General features: G+C 47.9%; 10 protein-coding genes. 2 read left to right on the top strand and 8 right to left on the bottom strand.

Translation table 11 applies throughout. The features are described from left to right. Window positions 1–47: 47 nt before the first annotated feature. From CRG97_RS32090 to CRG97_RS32125, 8 genes are all read right to left on the bottom strand, one after another. Entirely contained in the window at window positions 48–662 is a 615-nt protein-coding gene (locus CRG97_RS32090; protein ID WP_098749513.1) for a hypothetical protein, read from the bottom strand. 204 nt (window positions 663–866) lie between these two features. After that, window positions 867–3,980 (bottom strand): hybrid sensor histidine kinase/response regulator, encoded by a 3,114-nt coding sequence (locus CRG97_RS32095; protein ID WP_481856232.1) that lies wholly within the window; start codon window positions 3,978–3,980, stop codon window positions 867–869. Window positions 3,981–4,373: 393 nt separating this feature from the next. Next, a complete protein-coding gene (locus CRG97_RS32100) occupies window positions 4,374–7,154 on the bottom strand; it encodes an endo-beta-N-acetylglucosaminidase (protein ID WP_098749515.1) in 2,781 nt (926 codons plus the stop codon). 131 nt (window positions 7,155–7,285) lie between these two features. Then, on the bottom strand, window positions 7,286–8,806 hold the full coding sequence (locus CRG97_RS32105; protein ID WP_098749516.1) for an ABC transporter substrate-binding protein: 1,521 nt from the start codon (window positions 8,804–8,806) through the stop codon (window positions 7,286–7,288). Window positions 8,807–8,934: 128 nt separating this feature from the next. Continuing rightward, complete coding sequence (locus CRG97_RS32110; protein ID WP_098749517.1) at window positions 8,935–9,882, bottom strand: carbohydrate ABC transporter permease; 948 nt, start codon at window positions 9,880–9,882, stop codon at window positions 8,935–8,937. A 21-nt stretch (window positions 9,883–9,903) separates the two neighbouring features. Continuing rightward, window positions 9,904–10,833, bottom strand: coding sequence for an ABC transporter permease (locus tag CRG97_RS32115; RefSeq protein WP_098749518.1), 930 nt, complete (start codon window positions 10,831–10,833; stop codon window positions 9,904–9,906). 251 nt (window positions 10,834–11,084) lie between these two features. Continuing rightward, window positions 11,085–12,635 carry a response regulator transcription factor gene (locus CRG97_RS32120; protein WP_098749519.1) on the bottom strand — a complete coding sequence of 517 codons (1,551 nt, stop codon included), beginning with the start codon at window positions 12,633–12,635 and terminating at the stop codon, window positions 11,085–11,087. After that, entirely contained in the window at window positions 12,632–14,533 is a 1,902-nt protein-coding gene (locus CRG97_RS32125) for a sensor histidine kinase (protein WP_237566636.1), read from the bottom strand. The genes CRG97_RS32120 and CRG97_RS32125 overlap by 4 nt, the downstream gene beginning before the upstream one ends. Before the next feature lie 508 nt (window positions 14,534–15,041). On the opposite strand from CRG97_RS32125, the gene CRG97_RS32130 reads away from it, so the two are divergent. Continuing rightward, on the top strand, window positions 15,042–15,962 hold the full coding sequence (locus CRG97_RS32130; protein WP_237566637.1) for a hypothetical protein: 921 nt from the start codon (window positions 15,042–15,044) through the stop codon (window positions 15,960–15,962). 236 nt (window positions 15,963–16,198) lie between these two features. Next, window positions 16,199–18,832 carry a family 16 glycosylhydrolase gene (locus CRG97_RS32140; protein WP_098749522.1) on the top strand — a complete coding sequence of 878 codons (2,634 nt, stop codon included), beginning with the start codon at window positions 16,199–16,201 and terminating at the stop codon, window positions 18,830–18,832. The last annotated feature ends 37 nt before the right edge of the window (window positions 18,833–18,869 follow it).

Raw genomic sequence — 18,869 nt, forward strand, 5'->3', positions numbered from 1 at the left:
TGAATTCGAACTCACAGATTGGATGCAATCCTGAATGGTTAGGTGGCCTATTTGTTATTCATAACAAGCTCATATTTCTTAAAAATCCAAGAGAAACTCATGTCATTCATGGCATCTTGACTTATGCGAACAGATGGCTTTTGCTCTTCCATAGCATCTTTCGAATGTACCGAGAAACGAAGCAGCTTTGTCATTTTCTTCGTATATTTTGCTATTTCATCAAAAAAATCATAAGTTAACGGCTGATGTCCCCGAATATCCTCATAAATATAATACTTCCCTTGTTCATCCTCTACATTGATTTGAACGCCTTTAGGAAGGGAGAGCATGACATACGGTAATTCATCTTCTGCCCACTGCCCAAGATAGGGAAATTGGACACCTTCATTTCTGACAAAGAATCCGGAGTTTTCATTACCCATAACAAAAGAAATAGAATAGACAAAGAAAGGGTGGTAATTGGGCTTTTCTGAAGCTGTAAAATACTGATAATAGGTTCTATACGCCTCATACACCTGATTTAGATCATCTTGGGTCCTGGCATAATTGGTATGATGGAATTGTGCTTGTTTTTGCTCAAAGAATGTCAAAACACTTTTAAATTCTTCCGGCGTTATAAAGAATTTCACTTTATAAAATCCGCTGTTTTTCAATCTATCCATTCATCTCACCGCCAAATATTAGACTCATTAGTTTTAATAATTCTGATACCTATTCCACATATCTCGCACTTTTTCCTGGATTTTTTCTATACCATTAATTTCCGCCGTTGTAATGACACATTTCATCGATGCAAAAACCCCAGTAAGGAAAAAAGCCGCAGCTTCAATGCTTCGGCTTTTTGTCGTTTAGAATAAAATAACCACTCACTTCGTTTCGCTGCGCACGTAAAAAGTTACCTTAGTCCCCTTACCTAATGTGCTTTTTACTTGGAGTCCTGTTCCGAAGTGCCGCTTTAAGCGCTGATCCGTATTGATCAGGCCGACTCCTGAGCTACGGTCTGCTCTTCTTTCCAATACCCGCTGCAGTTGAACTTCGTCCATTCCGATCCCATTGTCTTGAACGGATATCTCTGTTAGCGTGTCATGGACAGAAATCCGAATATGTATTTCCCCTCCACGAGTGCGCTTCATAATGCCATGTCTTATGGCATTTTCAACCAAAGGCTGAATCGAGAGGAAAGGGACTTTTAACTCTTCGCAGTCATCTACCTCCCAAACGACCTGTAGCCGCTCATCAAACCGGACCTTTTCAATGTATACATATGAGCGCACTAGACTTAACTCCTCTTTAATCGAAACAAGTCCATCCATATCTTGGAATCTAAATTTATACCTCAAAAAATTGCTGAATTCATCAAGCAAATGACGCATCTTATCCAAATTAATGTCACTTAGAGCGGTTACGGCACTTAATGCATTAAATAAGAAATGAGGTTGGATTTGCGCTTGAAGCCATGCAGCCTCTAACCGCAGTTGTTCCCGAACCGTTTGTTTAATCGTGGTTAGCGCCTCAATCCGCGATCTGATTTCTAATGCTTCCACTGGCTTTGTCACATAATCGTTTGCTCCTGCAAAAAAACCGCTTTGGATATCCTTCGGCTGGCTTCTTGCGGTAAGGAGCAGTACAGGGAGCTCGGTAAGTGTATATCGCTCTCGAATCCTTCGTGTCAGCTCATAACCCGACATCTGCGGCATCATAATATCGGTGATGACCAGATCCCATTCCTTCGTGTCCAGCATAGCCAATGCTTCTTTACCGCTCGTTGCCATCGTTACATCATAATCGTCAGGCGGTAGTATGGTTTCGAGCACTTGCAGATTAACAGGATCATCATCCACAATTAATAAGAGCGGACGATCACGATTCATTGCAATAAAGGTTGTTTGTTTTTCCGCTGACGGAATGTCCTCTTTTTCCAGAACGATTGAGGCTGTTTCCTGAGTCGACACTGCCTGTAATGTTGTGGGTTCGAATGAGTCGGAAACATCTTCTTCCTCCTCCGCATTCAAACCCGCTAGCTTTAACGAAAATGTAAACTTCGAGCCTTCTCCTAAAACAGAAGACACCTCTAAGGTACCTCGATGAAGCTCAATGAGTTGCTTGCTTATACTTAAGCCCAACCCAAAGCCGCCTTCGATCATGGTCTCATTCGCGCTGGCTTGCTCGTACGGAAGGAATAAGCGTTTCAGCATGTCCTCATCCATTCCGATCCCGGTATCAGCAATAACAATATACGCTCTTCCGTCATCTGCCAAAGCCTGAATTGAAATGATACCTTCATTCGTATACTTCACGGCATTATGAAGCAAATTGAAAACGATTTGAATCACCCGGTTCTCATCCGCAATGACGGGTGGAAAATCCTCAGGAATCTGATTTACAATTTTGACAGACTTCACTTCAGCGTTAAATTGCAGCATATCAATGACTCCGGTTACGATCGGCTGAATCGATATGACTTTTTTCTGTAGACGCGGATTGCCCTCCCGTAGACTCATCACATCAATCAAATCATTTAATATAAGTGTTAGCCGACGTCCTACAGATAGTACCGTTTCGAGTTCCTTGACGCTCCTATCCTGTAACAACTGTCGTTCCCTGTTCAAAACGGATTGTGACATGTTAAGGATGCTATGAAGCGGATTTTTGAATTCATGAGACGTATTCGCCAAAAATTGATCTTTATGGTCATTCACTCTTTGCAAGGTTGCGGCAATCTCCTTGGTGTTAGCATGCATGTTGAAATACCCCTTAAACCATACGGCGGCCAAGCATCCCATCGAAAAAATCAGATCAAACGGATAATGGGCAACGCTCAAAGCGCTTTCCCGCAAGATTAGCGCCCAAAGGAAATGATGGACCAGCGCAAGCATGGAAAAAAGCAGTAACAGATGGTCTTTGATACCCTTGATTACCTTTTTTACGATGGCAATGATCGTGATGATTGCTGTGGTAAAGCCCAATAGAAAATAAACTGGGAAGAGCATGATCACCTGAGGCGGAGCCAAGAACAAGGTCAAGCCGGCAGTCCCAATAATCATAACATTATAAACAGGATAAACCCTGCTCCAATAAGGGAGTTCGCGATGAGTGGTACATTCCAGCAACGCATAGCATCCAATCATGAACGCCGCATTGGACAGCCGAAAGTCCCAATCACTGCCGACGTAGAATAATTGATGGAACAACTTCTCATCCGTACTCAATACACTCGAAAGGGTTACGCACAAGGTCAGCAAAGAAAAATAAAGCAGCCTCTTTTCCCTATTTCCCAGTAAAAATAAAATAAGCGCATAAACCGAATGCATCAAAAATAGGATAGCTCCCAGCGTCTGCATGGAAACGGAGAGTTTCATTTCCCTCCCAATGGCTGCTTCCGAACCGAATTTAATGGACCTGGCAATGCCGCCGCTCCGACTATCCACATAATTTGCCGCCTGAATCACCATTTCGATGACGCCGTTGTCGTCTGCCGTAAAGCTTGTAGAATAAGGCAGGTTCTTCGCCGTATATTCATCCTTCGTTTCCGCTACCCGACCGGATTTGGCAAGCAACCGGCCATTTACGTATACTTCGGATGAAGTACGCACGTTGGATACACGAATGCTATAATTCATGTCGTTCTCTGGATTTACAAGAATACGCAGTCGATAGGTCCCAAATCCATAGGAAGTTGACTCTTCACCATGCAAAGCTTCATTCCATCCTCCCGGAACCGAAATCAGCTTTGGCTCGATCTCGGCTGACACACGCTGCCGACGACCACCATCCAGCAACCATTGTGAGGGATAAAACTCCCATTCCCCATCAAGTAAGAGAACGCCGCCATCTTCTGCATTCCAATGACGTAAATCCAATTGCCCATTCGGAATGGACACCTGCTTTTGATGAGGTAACAATTCCATCCACACCATGCGCAAGCTCGATAGAATGACTAACAATAACCCAATTAACAAGATCATATGACTCTTTTTCATTTGGTATTTTGGTGAGTCGTTTGCCAAGAAGTATTCCTCTCCTAATCCATTCTAATATAGGCACTGCTCCATCATTTACGGTTCCAAATAGATATGAAAGAACAACCATTGACGACTTCAATGCCATCAATGGTTGTTTGCGTTGCTTCATTATTTATATATCGACCAGGATGGTCAATTTCAGTAGCCTTGCAATCCGTGCTCTTACCTCGGCACGCGTCAATTGCGCAGCATCCAAATAGTGTCCTATATCAGATTAACAACCCTAACTATACAAAATCTATACATGCTGGACTCGGGCCTTGATGGCGGTTTTATGACGGGACCCAAACTATATAGCAACCAAAAAAAAGCGTCCCCATCTAAGGGAAACGCTCTTTCTAGTAATCCGAATTATTTTAAGCCCAGTACTTCAAAATCATAAATCCGCGCTGCCGTATCCCCGCCTTGTGTCGCCTTCTCTACTTGAAGACGCACGTACTGTGCGGAGGTAAGTTCGATGGCATGGCTGCTGACCGCTTTCGTATTGTCTTTGACCGATACCGCATCCTTCCATTCCTTGCCGTCCGAGCTTACCTGAATGGTGAATGCCCGCGTATTGAATGCGGCCGGCTCTCCTCCGGCTTCCGCATGCTTGATCACGAATTCGCTGATCTTATGCTCGGCTCCCAAGTCCACCGTCATCGAATGAGGCCCGTCTCCGACAGCACACCATTTGGTAGCCGTATTACCGTCCACCGCAAATTGAGGTGCTTCCTTCTCATTCACGAAGCTGGATGCTGACGTTTTCTTGCCAAGGGCAAGGTTGCCAACGCCATTCTCCGCTTCCCGTGTAACCGTAATGAGCTTCTTCCGAACCAAGTCCTCGCCAACGCTATTTTTAGCGGTTAGCGTCACTTCGTACGTTCCTTCCTCCGGATATGTCACTTTAGGATTCTGCTCCGTGCTGGATGCTGGCTGTCCACCGGGGAAGCTCCAGCTCCAGGACTCCGTCACTTCCGATGAAAGATCCGTGAATTGTACCGTTTCTCCCGGTGCGATCAGCGTTTTATCCGCTTTGAAGGCTGCAACCGGCTTCGGATATTCCGGCCAGTCAAAGCTTATCGACGATGCTTTTCCTTGTTCGTAATGGCGGTTCACCGGAATCACGACCATCTTGGTTGCCTGCTCTTTCAGCAGCCGCTTCATTTCCGGCACGTAATATACGGTATTCCCCGTCATGCCCATCAACTCGTACTTGCCGTCCGGATGAACCCGGTACACCTGGTAGTACATCACGTCCTCAGCCTGTTTCGGTGCCTTCCAAGACAACCGCGCATCCCCATATATTCCGTCGCGGAAGTCGTTCTCGATGACCTGCAGATCGGTCACCTGATGCGGCTTCTTCGCCTGATCGTTCACCCGCGTAACGGCCAGACGGCCGATATTGGCCCGATAATCCGCGATATCCGCGGCAGATTCGAATTGGAGCGAGATTCCCACGATCGTGCGGCCTTTATACTTGTTCAGCTTGACGCTTCCCTGCTTCCAATCCTGATCTGCGCCCGTGGCGGCCCACTTGCCAGGCTCGAAAAATTCATACTTATCCGGCGCATCGGAGAATGCCAAACCGATCTTTACCTTGGCGTCCTTCGCATTGTCCGCATAGACGAGCGATACTTCCGTCGTCGCTTCAACCGGGATATTCGCCTTATACAGCTTGACGTGAGTAGAGGAGCCTTTGCTTACGGCACCCGCCACCTGAAGCGAGCTTCCACCGTAATAAGACTTGTTGAAATCGAATCCAGGCTTGAGGGCTTCACCCTTGCCGTTCGTTTCCGTGATCCAGCGCCAGGTCGGCAAAATATCCTGCAGGCTCCGGTTGCTCCAGTCGCTGCTTCGCATCACTTTGCCGTCCACCGCAAACATATGGCCGTTACCGGTATTAAAATGGGTGACAAATTCGGAACCGGTGAGCACGGTTTTGGCAACGACATCATTTGCAATCCCTCTCCAGGCAAGCGGATCGGTCCCTTCAGGCTGCGAGGTATTAGCCGGATTCATCCCAGGTCCCGCCCAGAAAATCTGCTCCTTTTTCATATACTCCTCATGAGTTTTAGAGCTGTTGAACGCCCAATCAGGACGGTAAATGCCGAGGGAGGTCGTCGCTTTCTTGCCGTCCGGGAACACAACCGGCCAATTGAACTTGCCCTCGTAGCCGTTCGCCTCCACGTCGATGCCAGCGTAAAGATCATACGGGCTGCGACCAAGCTCTGCCGCTTTGGCCGGGGAGTTCAAGAATGGCGTGATGTAGTCGTATTTGCCATTCTTCTCGTCCTTAAACTGCCAGCGGAAATCGATAAACATATTGTCGGAAACGCGCTGATTCCCCGCCTGGAAGAACATCTCGTTCTTATCCGTCAAAGCTCCCTGCCACTTCACCGGGCCTTCCTTGATCATGGAATCGTACCAGATCACTTCCATGCCAGGCGCTTTTTTCTGCTGAAGATACGTTAAAAATTCAGCCATCTTGGCAGCATCCTCAGGCGTTCCGCCCTGAGTTTCCTGATTGATGAACCAGCCGTCAAATCCGTAATACGTTGCAACCTCAATCAGTTTGTCTGCAACCGGGAAGGATCCGTCCTCCCGCTGCTTTAACAGATCATGCAGCCACTGGATCTTGCCTCCATGCTCGGTTTGTGGCAAGAAAACGGTTCCAAAAACAGGTACGCCATTCTTGTGGGCCGCATCGATCACGTCGGCGCTTGGCGGAACGATCAATCCTTCACCTGCAGAGCCGCCCCACATCACCAGCTTGTCGATATACTGCCAGTTACTGAACGTATAGGTATGGAACTTCTCCGAGCCTTGGGATGGAGCTCCGCTTGTGCTTGGATACATGGAAGCAATCGATAAAACCTTCACTTCCTCCTTGGCATTGCGGTTTACCTTATGGCCCTGGATACGCTGATCCTCCAGCTTAACCGTCCCCCGGTTAAAAAGCGCATCCTTATCCGTGGACGGCGACCATTCCAGCAGCGTGTTCGGATACCAATAGGACGAGTGAGGCTGTGCTGCCTCGGCTTCTCCAGCAAAACCCGTCAGGGACGCAGCCAGCACAGCCGTGCTCATCCATACCGTCATTCTGCGTTTCCACTGGGCTTTCGTTAAATAATCCGGTTTGATTCGTTTCATGGGAAAACCTCCTGTTTATGTAATGATTTCGTGGTGAACAATGAATGCGTTTTCCATCCAAAAGAAGGAATGACAGAGAGAAACGGCCGCTTTAGATCAGCCGTTTCTACCCCTCATACACTTTTCATGGATTACTTGTTTTGTGCCTTCCACTCATCAAACTGCTTTTGAGCTTCAGCGATAACTTTGTCAATGCCAGCATCCTGGAATTTTTGTTTTGCTTTTGGCAAGTATTCTTCAGGATCGATGGAGCCGGTGTACAGTGCAGGAATGAATTCCTTCGCCACGTTGGTGATGGCCGCAACTTCTGTTTTTACCGGAGCCGTGTCGAAGTTAAAGCCGAACGTAGGAGCTACCACAGCCGAGCTGTTAAACTTCTCGAATGCTTCCCACTTGTCTTCAGGCTCGCCTTCATGAAGATACGTCAGGAACATATTGCCGAGCGCAAATCCAGGCATTGCATAGTTTTCCTGCATAGCAGGCATATCTTCGATGTATGGCCCTTCAAGCTTCTTGTAGTGCGTGCCTTCCAAACCGTATTGAATCATATTGCGCAGTTTCTCATCCGTGTTCAGCAGGTTCAAGAACATCATTGCCCGCTCCGGATTTTTGGAGTACGAAGAAATCGCCATCATCGAACCCGCTGCAGAGCTGGTGTAAATAACCGGATCATGCATCGGTCTTGTCACAATGTCATATTTCGCGTTTCTGGACCAGCCGAGCTCTGCGTATGGCTGTGTAATCTCGCGGTCCACGAGCCATTTGCCGGTTTTGATGTTATCAATGCCGTCCAGCGTCGCTACGTCCTCGCGCACATAACCCGCTTTATAGTATTTGCGCATCGTGGTCAGAGCCGATTTCAGTTCAGGTGAATCCAACAGGTTCACAAATTTAAAGTCTTTGGTGTCAAGGTACATACCGATCGGAATTTCATCACCAAGCGGGAAATCAACCGGCAAGTACGGCTTAAAGCCTTTCGGTACAGCAAGCGGTGTAATATCTGCAGGCTCGCTCTCTTTAATCGTTTTCAGAAGCGGCTCGAGATCCTCAAGCGTCGTTACATTGGAAATGTCCAGGTTGTACTTATCCAGATATTTCTTATTGAAGCGCCATACAAACTGCTGTGCCAGTTCCTTATTGGCCGGGATGCCATAGTTCACGCCGTTGACCTTCGTTCCTTCCAAGAAACGAGGATCCAGCGTTTCCTTAATGCCTTTTCCATATTGATCAAGCAGGTCATTCAGCGGCTTAAACGCGCCCTTCGCTGCATTTGGAAGATAATCGAACGCCCATGAGCTAGTGAAGGCGATGTCGTAATTCTCGCCGGAGCTTGTAATAACCTGCATCCGCTGGCTGTAATCGCCCCAGTCGATCATACTGATCTCAATCGTTGCATTGATTTTTTCCGTCAAATATTTATTGATTTCCTCTTGAACCACGGGAAGATCCTTCTGGTTAGGTCCGATCATGTACATTTTTAGTTTGACCGGATCCAGCTTGGATACATCGACCGTGCCGTCGCTTTGAACGGCTGCCCCTTCTTTCGAAGGTTCGCCAGGCTTAGCGCCTTCCTTACTGCCGCAAGCCGACAATACGACCGTCAGCAGAAGCACGAGAGCAAGGGACAGTATAGAGACCTTTTTCTTAAACATGTGTTTTTCCCCCTGTATCACTTAATGGTTAATGCTATATTGACACCGCTTACACACTTGAGACATCAAAGCCGGATTTCTCCGGCAGTGTGCGATGCGGGTACAACCTTATGAAATTATGCTTGAAATTATCCTTTGACCGAGCCTACGGTCAGGCCCTGGACAAAATATCGTTGGAAGAACGGATATGCCATAACAATCGGCAGTGTCGCCAATACGACCATCGCCATTCTCACCGTCTCTGTCGGCAGGCCAGCTGCTGCATCGAATGAACCGATATTTTGCGCATTCTGCGTCAGAAAGTCCATGTTCTTCTCGATCTTCATGAGCATGAACTGCAGCGGAGGCGTTGCCTGCGGATTGTTATAATACAGCAAGGCGTTAAACCAGTCATTCCAGTACCCTAAAGAGCTGAACAAACCAATCGTGGCAATCCCCGGCAGCGAGACCGGCATCACGATTCGGATAAAGGTCAGAAATTCGCCGGCGCCATCGATTTTGGCGGACTCAATAATTTCATCCGGAATGGTCGTTTGGAAAAAGGTCCTCATGACAATGATGGAGAACGCGCTCAAGGATAAAGGAAATATCAACGCCCAGATTGTGTTTTGCAGATGCAGAAACTGGGTCATCACGATATAACCAGGTACCATACCACCTGAGAACAGCATGGTAAAGAATGCAAGGAAGCTGAAAAAGCCTCTAAATTCAAAGTTTCGACGGGACAATGCATAGGCATAAGTCGTAACCAGAGCTAGACTCACCAGCGTCCCCAGTACCGTGACCAGGAGCGTTAAGCTGAATGAGGATAGCAATTCGCCTCCCGTTTCGAAAATATATTCATACGCTGCCGTACTGAACTGACTCGGCAGCAGCCTGAAGCCTTCCAAGACCAGGGTCTGTTCATCCGTCAAGGAAATAATAATAACAAATAGAAACGGAAAGATACAGGAGAACGAGAAGATGCCGATCACGATATTGAAAATCGTATTCCACAAAGGGGAGATGGCGTTATAGTCTCTCTTCTTTGAACGCTTTGCCGGCTGACTGGCGGTTTGTGTTGATAGCTGCGGCATTATAGGTACACCTCCCTCGGATTAGAAGATCGCATGATCTTTTTCAATTTTACGAACGATATAGTTAGCGACCAAAATCAGGATCAATCCTACAAGCGATTGGTACAAGCCCGCCGCCGTACTCATTCCGATATCTCCCATATTGATGAGTCCACGGTAAACGAAGGTATCGATAACATTCGTGACCGGATACAAGGCGCCCGAATCCTTCGGAAGCTGATAGAACAATCCGAAATCGGAACGGAAGATGCCCCCGATTGCCAATATGGTCAGTATGATCATCAGCGGTTTCAACAGCGGAATCGTTATGTATCGCACCTGCTTCCACTTGGTGGCTCCGTCGATGACAGCCGCTTCATAATAAGACTTGTCGATCCCTGTAATAGCGGCCAGGTAAATCACGCTGTTGTAGCCCACGCCTTTCCAGATGCCGACAAAAACGAGAATGAAGGGCCAATACTTCGCTTCCGAATACCAACTGATCGGATCTCCTCCGAAATAGGTAATGATTTGATTCAGCGTCCCTTTGTCCACACTCAGGAAGGTGAACGCAAAATAACTGATAATAACCCACGACAAAAAATGCGGCAAAAACATGCCGGTCTGATATACCTTGGCCGTCCGCTTGTTGACAAGCTCGCTTAGCATGATCGCAAAGCCCACTGCAAAGACCAGACCCAGGATGATAAAAGCCAGGTTGTATAGGATTGTATTCCTCGTAATGATATAGGCATCATTGGTTGTAAACAGATACTCGAAGTTTTTGAACCCTACCCATTCGCTGTTGAACACGCTGGCGAAAAAGCCGTCCGGACTTATACGGAAGTCCTTAAAAGCGAGAACGGTGCCGAACATAGGCAAGTAAGCAAAGATAAGAAACCAGATGGTTCCGGGCAGTATCATCAGCAGCATAAACCGGTTGCGTATTACCTTTTTGATGAACCCCGACATGAGCACTCCTCCTCTTCCCTGTTAAATACAAGTGATGCGACTGTTGTAGAAGATCCCCCATGATCTTTGTCGATGCGGCTATTCTATCACTCGCCCTTTAACTACTATCATTGTGCCAAGTAAGCGCTATCGCGCTCAAGTTGAAAAATACTAGAACGGGATGGATAAATTAAAGAATCCCCCAAAAAACAGCAAAGAACAGGCCAAAAGGTTATCCACCCTGAGCCTGTCGCTTATGGTTTACTGTTCATTTAGATCCGATACATGGACCTCATTTCGGTTGGAGATACGCCCGTATATTTTTTGAACTGCCTGTAAAAGTACGAGCTGTCCGTATAACCTACGCTGAACGCAATATCCGCCGTCTTCTGATCCGTATGTAATAGGAGCTGCGTTGCTTTCTCGATGCGGTACTGGTTCAAATAATCCGAGAAGCTTGCGCCGACCTCCTGTTGAAAAAGCTGCCCCAAATAATTCGGATGCATCTGCAGCCGCTGACTGAGCGTCTTCAGAGAAAGCTCTTCCGGATAATGATGCTGCACCTGTTCCACAAGAAACGAGACATGCAGGCTATAGCCCTGATCCGCTTCTTGCAGGCGCGCGAGACTGCGCTCGACGATACGCCATACATGATTTCGGAGCCCCTGGAGCGTATTAATCCGGTGCATTGGGGTAAATATCTCGCTGTAATCGGGGTTTTTCTCCATATCCTTCGCCGCGATCATCAGTTGGACTGCCGCATTCAAGCAGGTTCCCCGGGGTACCGTCTGCTCCCCACTGCTATCGCCGAGAACGGACTCGATATAAGCCTGCAAGGAGGGAACGTCCCCTTCGATCAGCAGCTTTGCGAACGTGTCGGGACGAGCGGACGGCGAAGAAGCCTGAACGGTCTCCGGTTCCGCAGGCGGACTGTAAAGGGTCATGTCATCTCCGGCAATCAGGCAGGCGTTGAAACGGCCCTTCGCCTTCCTGTAGCTCTCCTGAATATCTTTGAAATCATTGAGTCCCGCATTCCCTTCGGAGCACCACATGCGCAAGCCAGTCAGCTCTCGCAGCTTAGCCATGGCATTTCTCATGCCCTCTCGTGCGGCATCCCTCTGTTCATTCATCGCGACCGACATCACCACGATGTCGTCATCCGCATCGGGGAAGCAAATTACCTCATGATCTCCCCCAAGCTCTTCCGAAAAAGCCCGGCAATATTCATCGGCTAGGCTGGTTAAGCGATAAAGCTGGGATACCGGTCGTTCGTCGGATATGAGCCGCAAAACATAAACCTGGTAAGACACATAATTCAGCGGAATGCCGAGAAGTTCGGCTCTTTGTTTTAATTCCGAGCTTTTGATTTCGCCGTTGACCCATCGCTGCAAAATATTGCTTCGGAGGATCTTCCAATCCTCCTCGGAGCGAAACCGTTTCAACTCCTCGCGCTCCCAATCGCCGCGGATATGCTTAATGGTGGCTTCCAACTCCTCGATGTTGATCGGCTTCAAAATGTAATTCTGAATGCCGAGCGTGATCCCCATCTTCACATATTCAAATTCTTCGTACCCGCTCAGCACAATAAATTTGGTACGGGGATGCATTTCTTTAACCTTCTTGATAAGCTCGAGCCCGTTCATTCTTGGCATCATAATATCCGTGATCAGCAGATCCACCGGCTCTTCCCTCAACCGCTCAAGCGCTTGTAACCCATCGTTGGCCGAACCTGTTACGTGCAGGTCGTAATTCTGCCAATCCACAATGGTGGCCAAGCCCTGAGCAATCAAAGGCTCGTCATCAACAAAAAATACCTTCCTCATGTCGTCTCCCCCTTGCGAAGCATCGGTATTTCCATGCGGACCTCGGTTCCCTGTCCCTCTGTGCTGTTTATGGTCACTCCGTAATCATTTCCGTAGTTCAGCACGATTCGTTCATGCACGTTCATCAGCCCGATCGAACGGTAACCCTTGTCGGGAGGCTGGAGGACCTTATCCAGCGTGCCGCGGATTTGGGTCAGCTTTTCCTCCGGTATGCCCGTTCCATTGTCCGATACGATGATCACGACCCGGTCCCCTGCCCCATGAGCTCGGACTGAAATTTTATTGTTGTCTTCCAGCGGACGAAATCCGTGAACGATATAGTTCTCCACGATCGGCTGGACCAGCAGCTTGATAATGCTGACATTTTGGATCTCCGGATCCACCTCGATTTCCGTCTCCAGCCGTCCGTCATAGCGAATACGGAACAAGTCGAGATAAACGGAACACATGTCCATTTCCTCTTCAACGGTAACCACCGTGCTTTTTTTTACCATGTTCTTGAACATGACCGACAAGCTGTATATCATTTGACCCACTTCCTTCGCCCCCACGAAATACGCCTTCATGCGTATCGATTCGAGCGTATTATATAGAAAATGGGGGTTAATCTGGGATTGCAGGGCAACCAGCTCTGCGTTTTTTTGCTTGATTTCCGAGGTATACATTTTATCGATATATTGCTCCAAACGGTCGCCCATGTCGTTAAACCGGCGGGAAATCTGCTGAAGCTCATCTTCGCCGGACATCTGAATGCGCGTTGACAGATCCCCTTCGCCGATCCGGTTCATCGAGCGGATAATCCGCTGGACTTTTTTGGAGAACTTGCGAACGATCGTAAACGTAATCGCAAAACTGGCCGCCATAAACACAAGGGTGACCAGGATCAGTCCGGTTCTTAAACTCTCCGTGCTCTCTTCGATCAGGGATTGCGACACAATCCCCACGACTGACAGTCCCGCATTGCCGACATTTAATATGTTTACTTTGGAGGGTTCATCCAGCTCCACCCAGTCCCCGGCTTTTTCCTGTTCCAAGTGGTAGGGAAAGGCTTGACCGTAGTACTCATCCTCTGAATCGTAAATAACGGTTCCCTGCGCGTTCAACACTAGAATTCGGCCTTTTACTGAAGCACGGCTCTCCAGCCAGGATGAAATTTGCCGGGCGTCGAACTCCACATTCATCATTCCCACTCGATTCAACGTCCACGGATCCTTCAGCTCTCTCGAATAGGAATACGATCTTGGACTGGAACCTCCGGATGAACCCGAGGACTCGTTTTGAGGCATGGTATCCCAGCTGTGCTGCTCCCGGCGGGCGAACCAGGTCTCCCACTTGTTCTTGGAACCCGCTTCATTGTTCAACTGCTGGTTGGTCCGGCTGATATGCATGTAAAAATTGTTCGGATAGCTGTAGATCGACACGCTTCTGGCGCTTGACTCCTGCTCCAGGTAGTTTTTCAGCAAGGTATTGAAAGACCGTAAACGCTGCTCTCCCGTCCTGGTGTATAAATCCAGCCGGTATTTCAGGTAACTCTCATATTCGTTGTTCAAAAAATAGATCAGCTCATCGCTCAGCGTGGCATCTCCGTAAATTTGCTGAAATATATTCTGTATGCCCTCATACTGCCGACTCAAATAAATATTCAGAACATGCGCGGATTTGAGATTCGCATCGGTCTGCTCGCGGAGTATGCGCTGCGTCTGGTATTGATAAACCAGAGTTGCCGCAATCGCAAACAGCACGATCATGACGGTCGAGTACAGCACGACGATTTTGTTGAACATTTTTCGCTTCAGATGATTTAAATAGAATTGGCGCAGTCTAAAAATATGAAACACACCCTGTTCTATAATGGTCACTTCGGCACCCAGTGTACACCCTTTCCGTAAACCCGGCAATTGAAATTTGCATCGTTATGAAGCTCAAAGAAATACATCGCGCCCTTTTCGAAGCCCTCCAATCCTGAACTCCGTTCATACAACTGGACGGTGTATCAACGTTATCCTAGCGCGGCATGGCGGGCGGTGCAGGGAACGAGAAATGACATCCGTTCGTCCTGACCGAACGCATAAACGAAAATACTAAACTACGATTTGGAATGGAACGGACAAGTCAGCACACTGCATTTATGATATCGAGGAGCAGAGGAATGCCCTTCTATATGTTGAATATGTATATGGAAGAGAAGAGACAGATTACGGCCATCACATAAATGACGAGTGTTAAATCATATATGAAACCGAGGATATGAAAGATGAAACTTCAATTACTATATAATGAATATCTTAATCTAAAATTCAATAGAGGATCACCGTCCGTTCCATTGGACGGCTTTGAATATGGACTTCTTGAGGAAGATGGCGCTGAATTATTCTTTGTCGAACATAAAGATGAGGCCTTTGTTGAGTGGCGTACGAATTACAGCCCCGAGATCCCCATTATGTTGTGAGCCCGGACTGGAAGCCTGTGCTCTCGGCTTTTTTTAACCATCTGGACGTCTATGATGAACTCGTGCTCTATTACCTGTTATTTACGATCAACACGACGACGTCCATCGTAAGGACCAATCCATTCCTTGCCATGAATGATTTTATGAAGAACTACTGCTTTTTTCAGTTGGCTCAGTTGACGGATGCCTCCGGGTTGAACGAGGAGCAGAGGCAGCAATTAAGGGACTTCTTTTTCTTTTTCTACCTGTATGCTCACCCGGTTAATGAGGAGACGCTCTACGCCTTTTCATTCAACGGGCAAGATTTGATTCATACGAAAACCAATATCCGTATGGAGCATTATTTTACTGTATATCACGATTACTATAGCGAGAATCTCGGCAAGCATAAAGACCAACTCTTCATCGCTCCTCATGAAATTCATGCCTGCAAGGATCTCACACTGGAGCTGTTAAGGTCCATCGAGGGTAAATCACCCAAGCTAATCATGCCTCCCGAAGAGGGTTTAGACGCACTATTACAGCTGATCAATAACGTTGATGATTTGATTCATATGAACGCCGAAAATAAAACAACGTTATTCGGTATTATGAGAGACTTTCTCTCGGACAATCGCTCGAACCCCTATCGACAGCATTGTTTCCGTATGCTGCTCCAGAATTACGTTTGTTATATCCTTTATTTTAAGTTTGATGAAATTGATGATCTGGTCGATTACTTTAAAGGCACTCCGGTATGGTGCGAAGCGATCATCAACAACATCTTTACCGATGCCATCTTTATTCAGAAGATGATGTGGCAGAACCAGATCGGTATAACCAAGTATCCGAACGTGACCGAATTCTTCAATGAGGAGGCCCGAGGGATTTACCTGTAAGCCAATGCAGGGGCATCCCGCAAGGAATGGCCTAATGCGCCGCCTTCATCCCAGCTGGATCTTGATGACCGTTGCGCTCGTTCATATAAACCCGAAATTATGGGACCCAACCAAAAAAATGGTACCTATCCTTCTGATTATGATATTCGATAGAATAAAGATGTTCTTCGGGTGTAAGCGTTTTCCATCGCGCGCATAGTCTGGGAGAATCCATAATTCTTTAAGGGAGGGTATTTATGAAGCGATCTCAAATTTCGGAAAGCCGGTATAGGCAAAGGGTATTGAGTTTGTTCTTAGCGGTCGTGATGCTGGCTGGCATCGGTCTATTGCCGACTTCGAAAGTTCAGGCTGCTGAGGCTGCTGGAACCACCATTACCTCGATGTCTTACTTTTCAGCTGCAGACGGACCTGTCATCACAAAATCAGGAGTTGGGCAGGCCAGCTACGGTTTTGTCATGCCGATATTCAACGGAGGCTCTGCCACCTGGAATGATGTTGCCCAGGACCTGGGAGTAAAGGTGAAAGTAAATGGCAGCTGGGTCGATATCGACAGTGTCGGCAGCTTTGTCTATAACCAGAACTGGGGTCACTGGAACGACGGCGGCTTTACCGGCTATTGGTTCACGCTCTCCGCAACGACCGAAATTCAGCTGTACTCCAAAGCCAATGGGGTTACGCTTGAATATTCACTTGTATTTCAAAACATCAACAAAACAACCATCACCGCGATGACCCCGACCCAAGGACCGCAAATTACGGCAGGGTTTACGGGCGGTGCCGGCTTTACCTATCCTATTTTCAACAATGATCCGGCCATAACCTATGCGGCCGTAGCGGATGATTTGAAGGTGTATGTGAAACCTGTAAACAGCAGCCAATGGATCGATATCGACAACAATGCAGCCAGCGGCTGGATCTATGATCAGAACTTCGGCCAATTCACTGACGGAGGCGGTGGTTACTGGTTTAACGTAACGGAATCGATTAACGTCAAATTAGAATCGAAGACCTCTTCGGCTAACATCGTCTATACCATCTCCTTTAATGAGCCCGTAAGAAACTCTTATGTCCTTACGCCTTATGAAGGAACGTCCTTTACAGCCGATGCGAGCGGCGCTATCGGCATCCCGCTGCCTAAGATTGATGGGGGTGCGCCAATCGGCACGGAGCTTGGCAATTTCGTATACCAGATTAACATCAACGGACAATGGGTGGATCTGGACAATTCGAGCCAGAGCGGATTTGTATATGCCGCTAATGGCTACAATAACATGTCCGCCGCCAATCAGTGGGGGTATTGGGCCGACCATATCTATGGCCTGTGGTTCCAGCCGATCCAGGAGGATATGCAAATCCGCATCGGCTATCCATTAAATGGGCAGGCAGGTGGAAGTGTGGGCAGCAATTTCGTCAACTATACCTTGATTGGTAACCCGGATGCTCCCCGTCCGGATGTAACCGATCAGGAGGATATTCCGATCGGAACGCCAAACGACTCAGCCATCGAGGGCATGAATCTCATCTGGCAGGATGAATTTAACGGAACCGCGCTCGATCAGAGCAAATGGAATTATGAAACAGGTTATTATCTCAATGACGATCCCAATACATGGGGTTGGGGCAATTCGGAGCTGCAGCATTATACCGATCGTGCACAAAATGTTTTTGTACAGGACGGAAAACTTAATATCAAGGCTTTGAACGAGCCAAAATCCTTCCCGCAGGATCCAAGTCGGTATGCACAATACTCCTCCGGCAAGATTAACACCAAAGATCATTTTTCCCTCAAGTACGGCCGAGTGGACTTCCGGGCAAAGCTGCCTACAGGCAACGGCATCTGGCCTGCGCTCTGGATGCTTCCCCAAGATAATGTGTATGGAACATGGGCATCATCCGGTGAAATCGACGTGATGGAAGCAAAAGGACGCTTGCCAGGCTCGACGAGCGGCGCTGTACACTTTGGGGGACAATGGCCGACGAACCGGTATCTTTCCGGTGAATATCACTTCCCTGAAGGGCAAACCTTTGCCAATGACTATCATGTTTATTCCGTAGTCTGGGAGGAGGACAACATTAAATGGTATGTGGATGGCAAGTTCTTCTTTAAAGTGACCCGGGATCAATGGTATTCCGCAGCGGCGGCGAACAATCCAAATGCGCCTTTCGATCAGCCGTTCTACCTCATTATGAATCTAGCGATCGGCGGGACCTTTGATGGCGGCCGGACCCCGGATCCGTCCGATATCCCTGCAACGATGCAGGTAGACTATGTGCGTGTGTATAAAGAAGGGGAAGGCGGCGGCCAGAATCCAGGAAACGTGCCGGTTACCGGCGTAACGGTGAATCCGACCACGACACAGGTCGAAGTCGGGCAGAGTGTTCAATTAAATGCCAGCGTGGCACCGTCCAATGCAACGAATAAGCAGGTCACCTGGTCCGTTTCCGGTTCCAGCGTCGCTTCCGTGAGTCCGAACGGTCTCGTGACCGGACTCGCTCAGGGTACAACAACCGTCACGGCGAAGACCGCTGACGGCAATAAAGCAGCCAACGCCACGATCACCGTTGTACCGGCATCATCTACCGTGATCGTCATCGGCGATGAGGTGAAGGGCCTGAAGAAGATCGGCGATGACTTGCTGTTCTATGTCAATGGCGCAACCTTTGCCGATTTACATTATAAGATCAATAATGGCGGGCAGTTAAACGTAGCCATGGCTCCAACGGGGAACGGTAACTATACCTACCCTGTCAACAACCTGAAGCATGGGGATACCGTCGAGTATTTCTTTACCTATAACCCGGGGCAAGGAGCACTAGACACGCCTTGGCAGACGTATGTTCATGGGGTAACGCAAGGAACACCGGAGTAACCGGGGAAACTTGAACAGACATGTCTCTGCCGATAAA

It is taken from the genome of Paenibacillus sp. EZ-K15 (assembly GCF_002573715.1).
Classification (GTDB): domain Bacteria; phylum Bacillota; class Bacilli; order Paenibacillales; family Paenibacillaceae; genus Paenibacillus_AQ.

Coding starts and splice junctions, on each gene's coding strand:
- CRG97_RS32105 (WP_098749516.1), bottom strand. CDS start 8,806: ATGTTTAAGAAAAAGGTCTCTATACTGTCCCTTGCTCTCGTGCTTCTG.
- CRG97_RS32095 (WP_481856232.1), bottom strand. CDS start 3,980: ATGAAAAAGAGTCATATGATCTTGTTAATTGGGTTATTGTTAGTCATT.
- CRG97_RS32115 (WP_098749518.1), bottom strand. CDS start 10,833: ATGTCGGGGTTCATCAAAAAGGTAATACGCAACCGGTTTATGCTGCTG.
- CRG97_RS32100 (WP_098749515.1), bottom strand. CDS start 7,154: ATGAAACGAATCAAACCGGATTATTTAACGAAAGCCCAGTGGAAACGC.
- CRG97_RS32140 (WP_098749522.1), top strand. CDS start 16,199: ATGAAGCGATCTCAAATTTCGGAAAGCCGGTATAGGCAAAGGGTATTG.
- CRG97_RS32110 (WP_098749517.1), bottom strand. CDS start 9,882: ATGCCGCAGCTATCAACACAAACCGCCAGTCAGCCGGCAAAGCGTTCA.
- CRG97_RS32090 (WP_098749513.1), bottom strand. CDS start 662: ATGGATAGATTGAAAAACAGCGGATTTTATAAAGTGAAATTCTTTATA.
- CRG97_RS32120 (WP_098749519.1), bottom strand. CDS start 12,635: ATGAGGAAGGTATTTTTTGTTGATGACGAGCCTTTGATTGCTCAGGGC.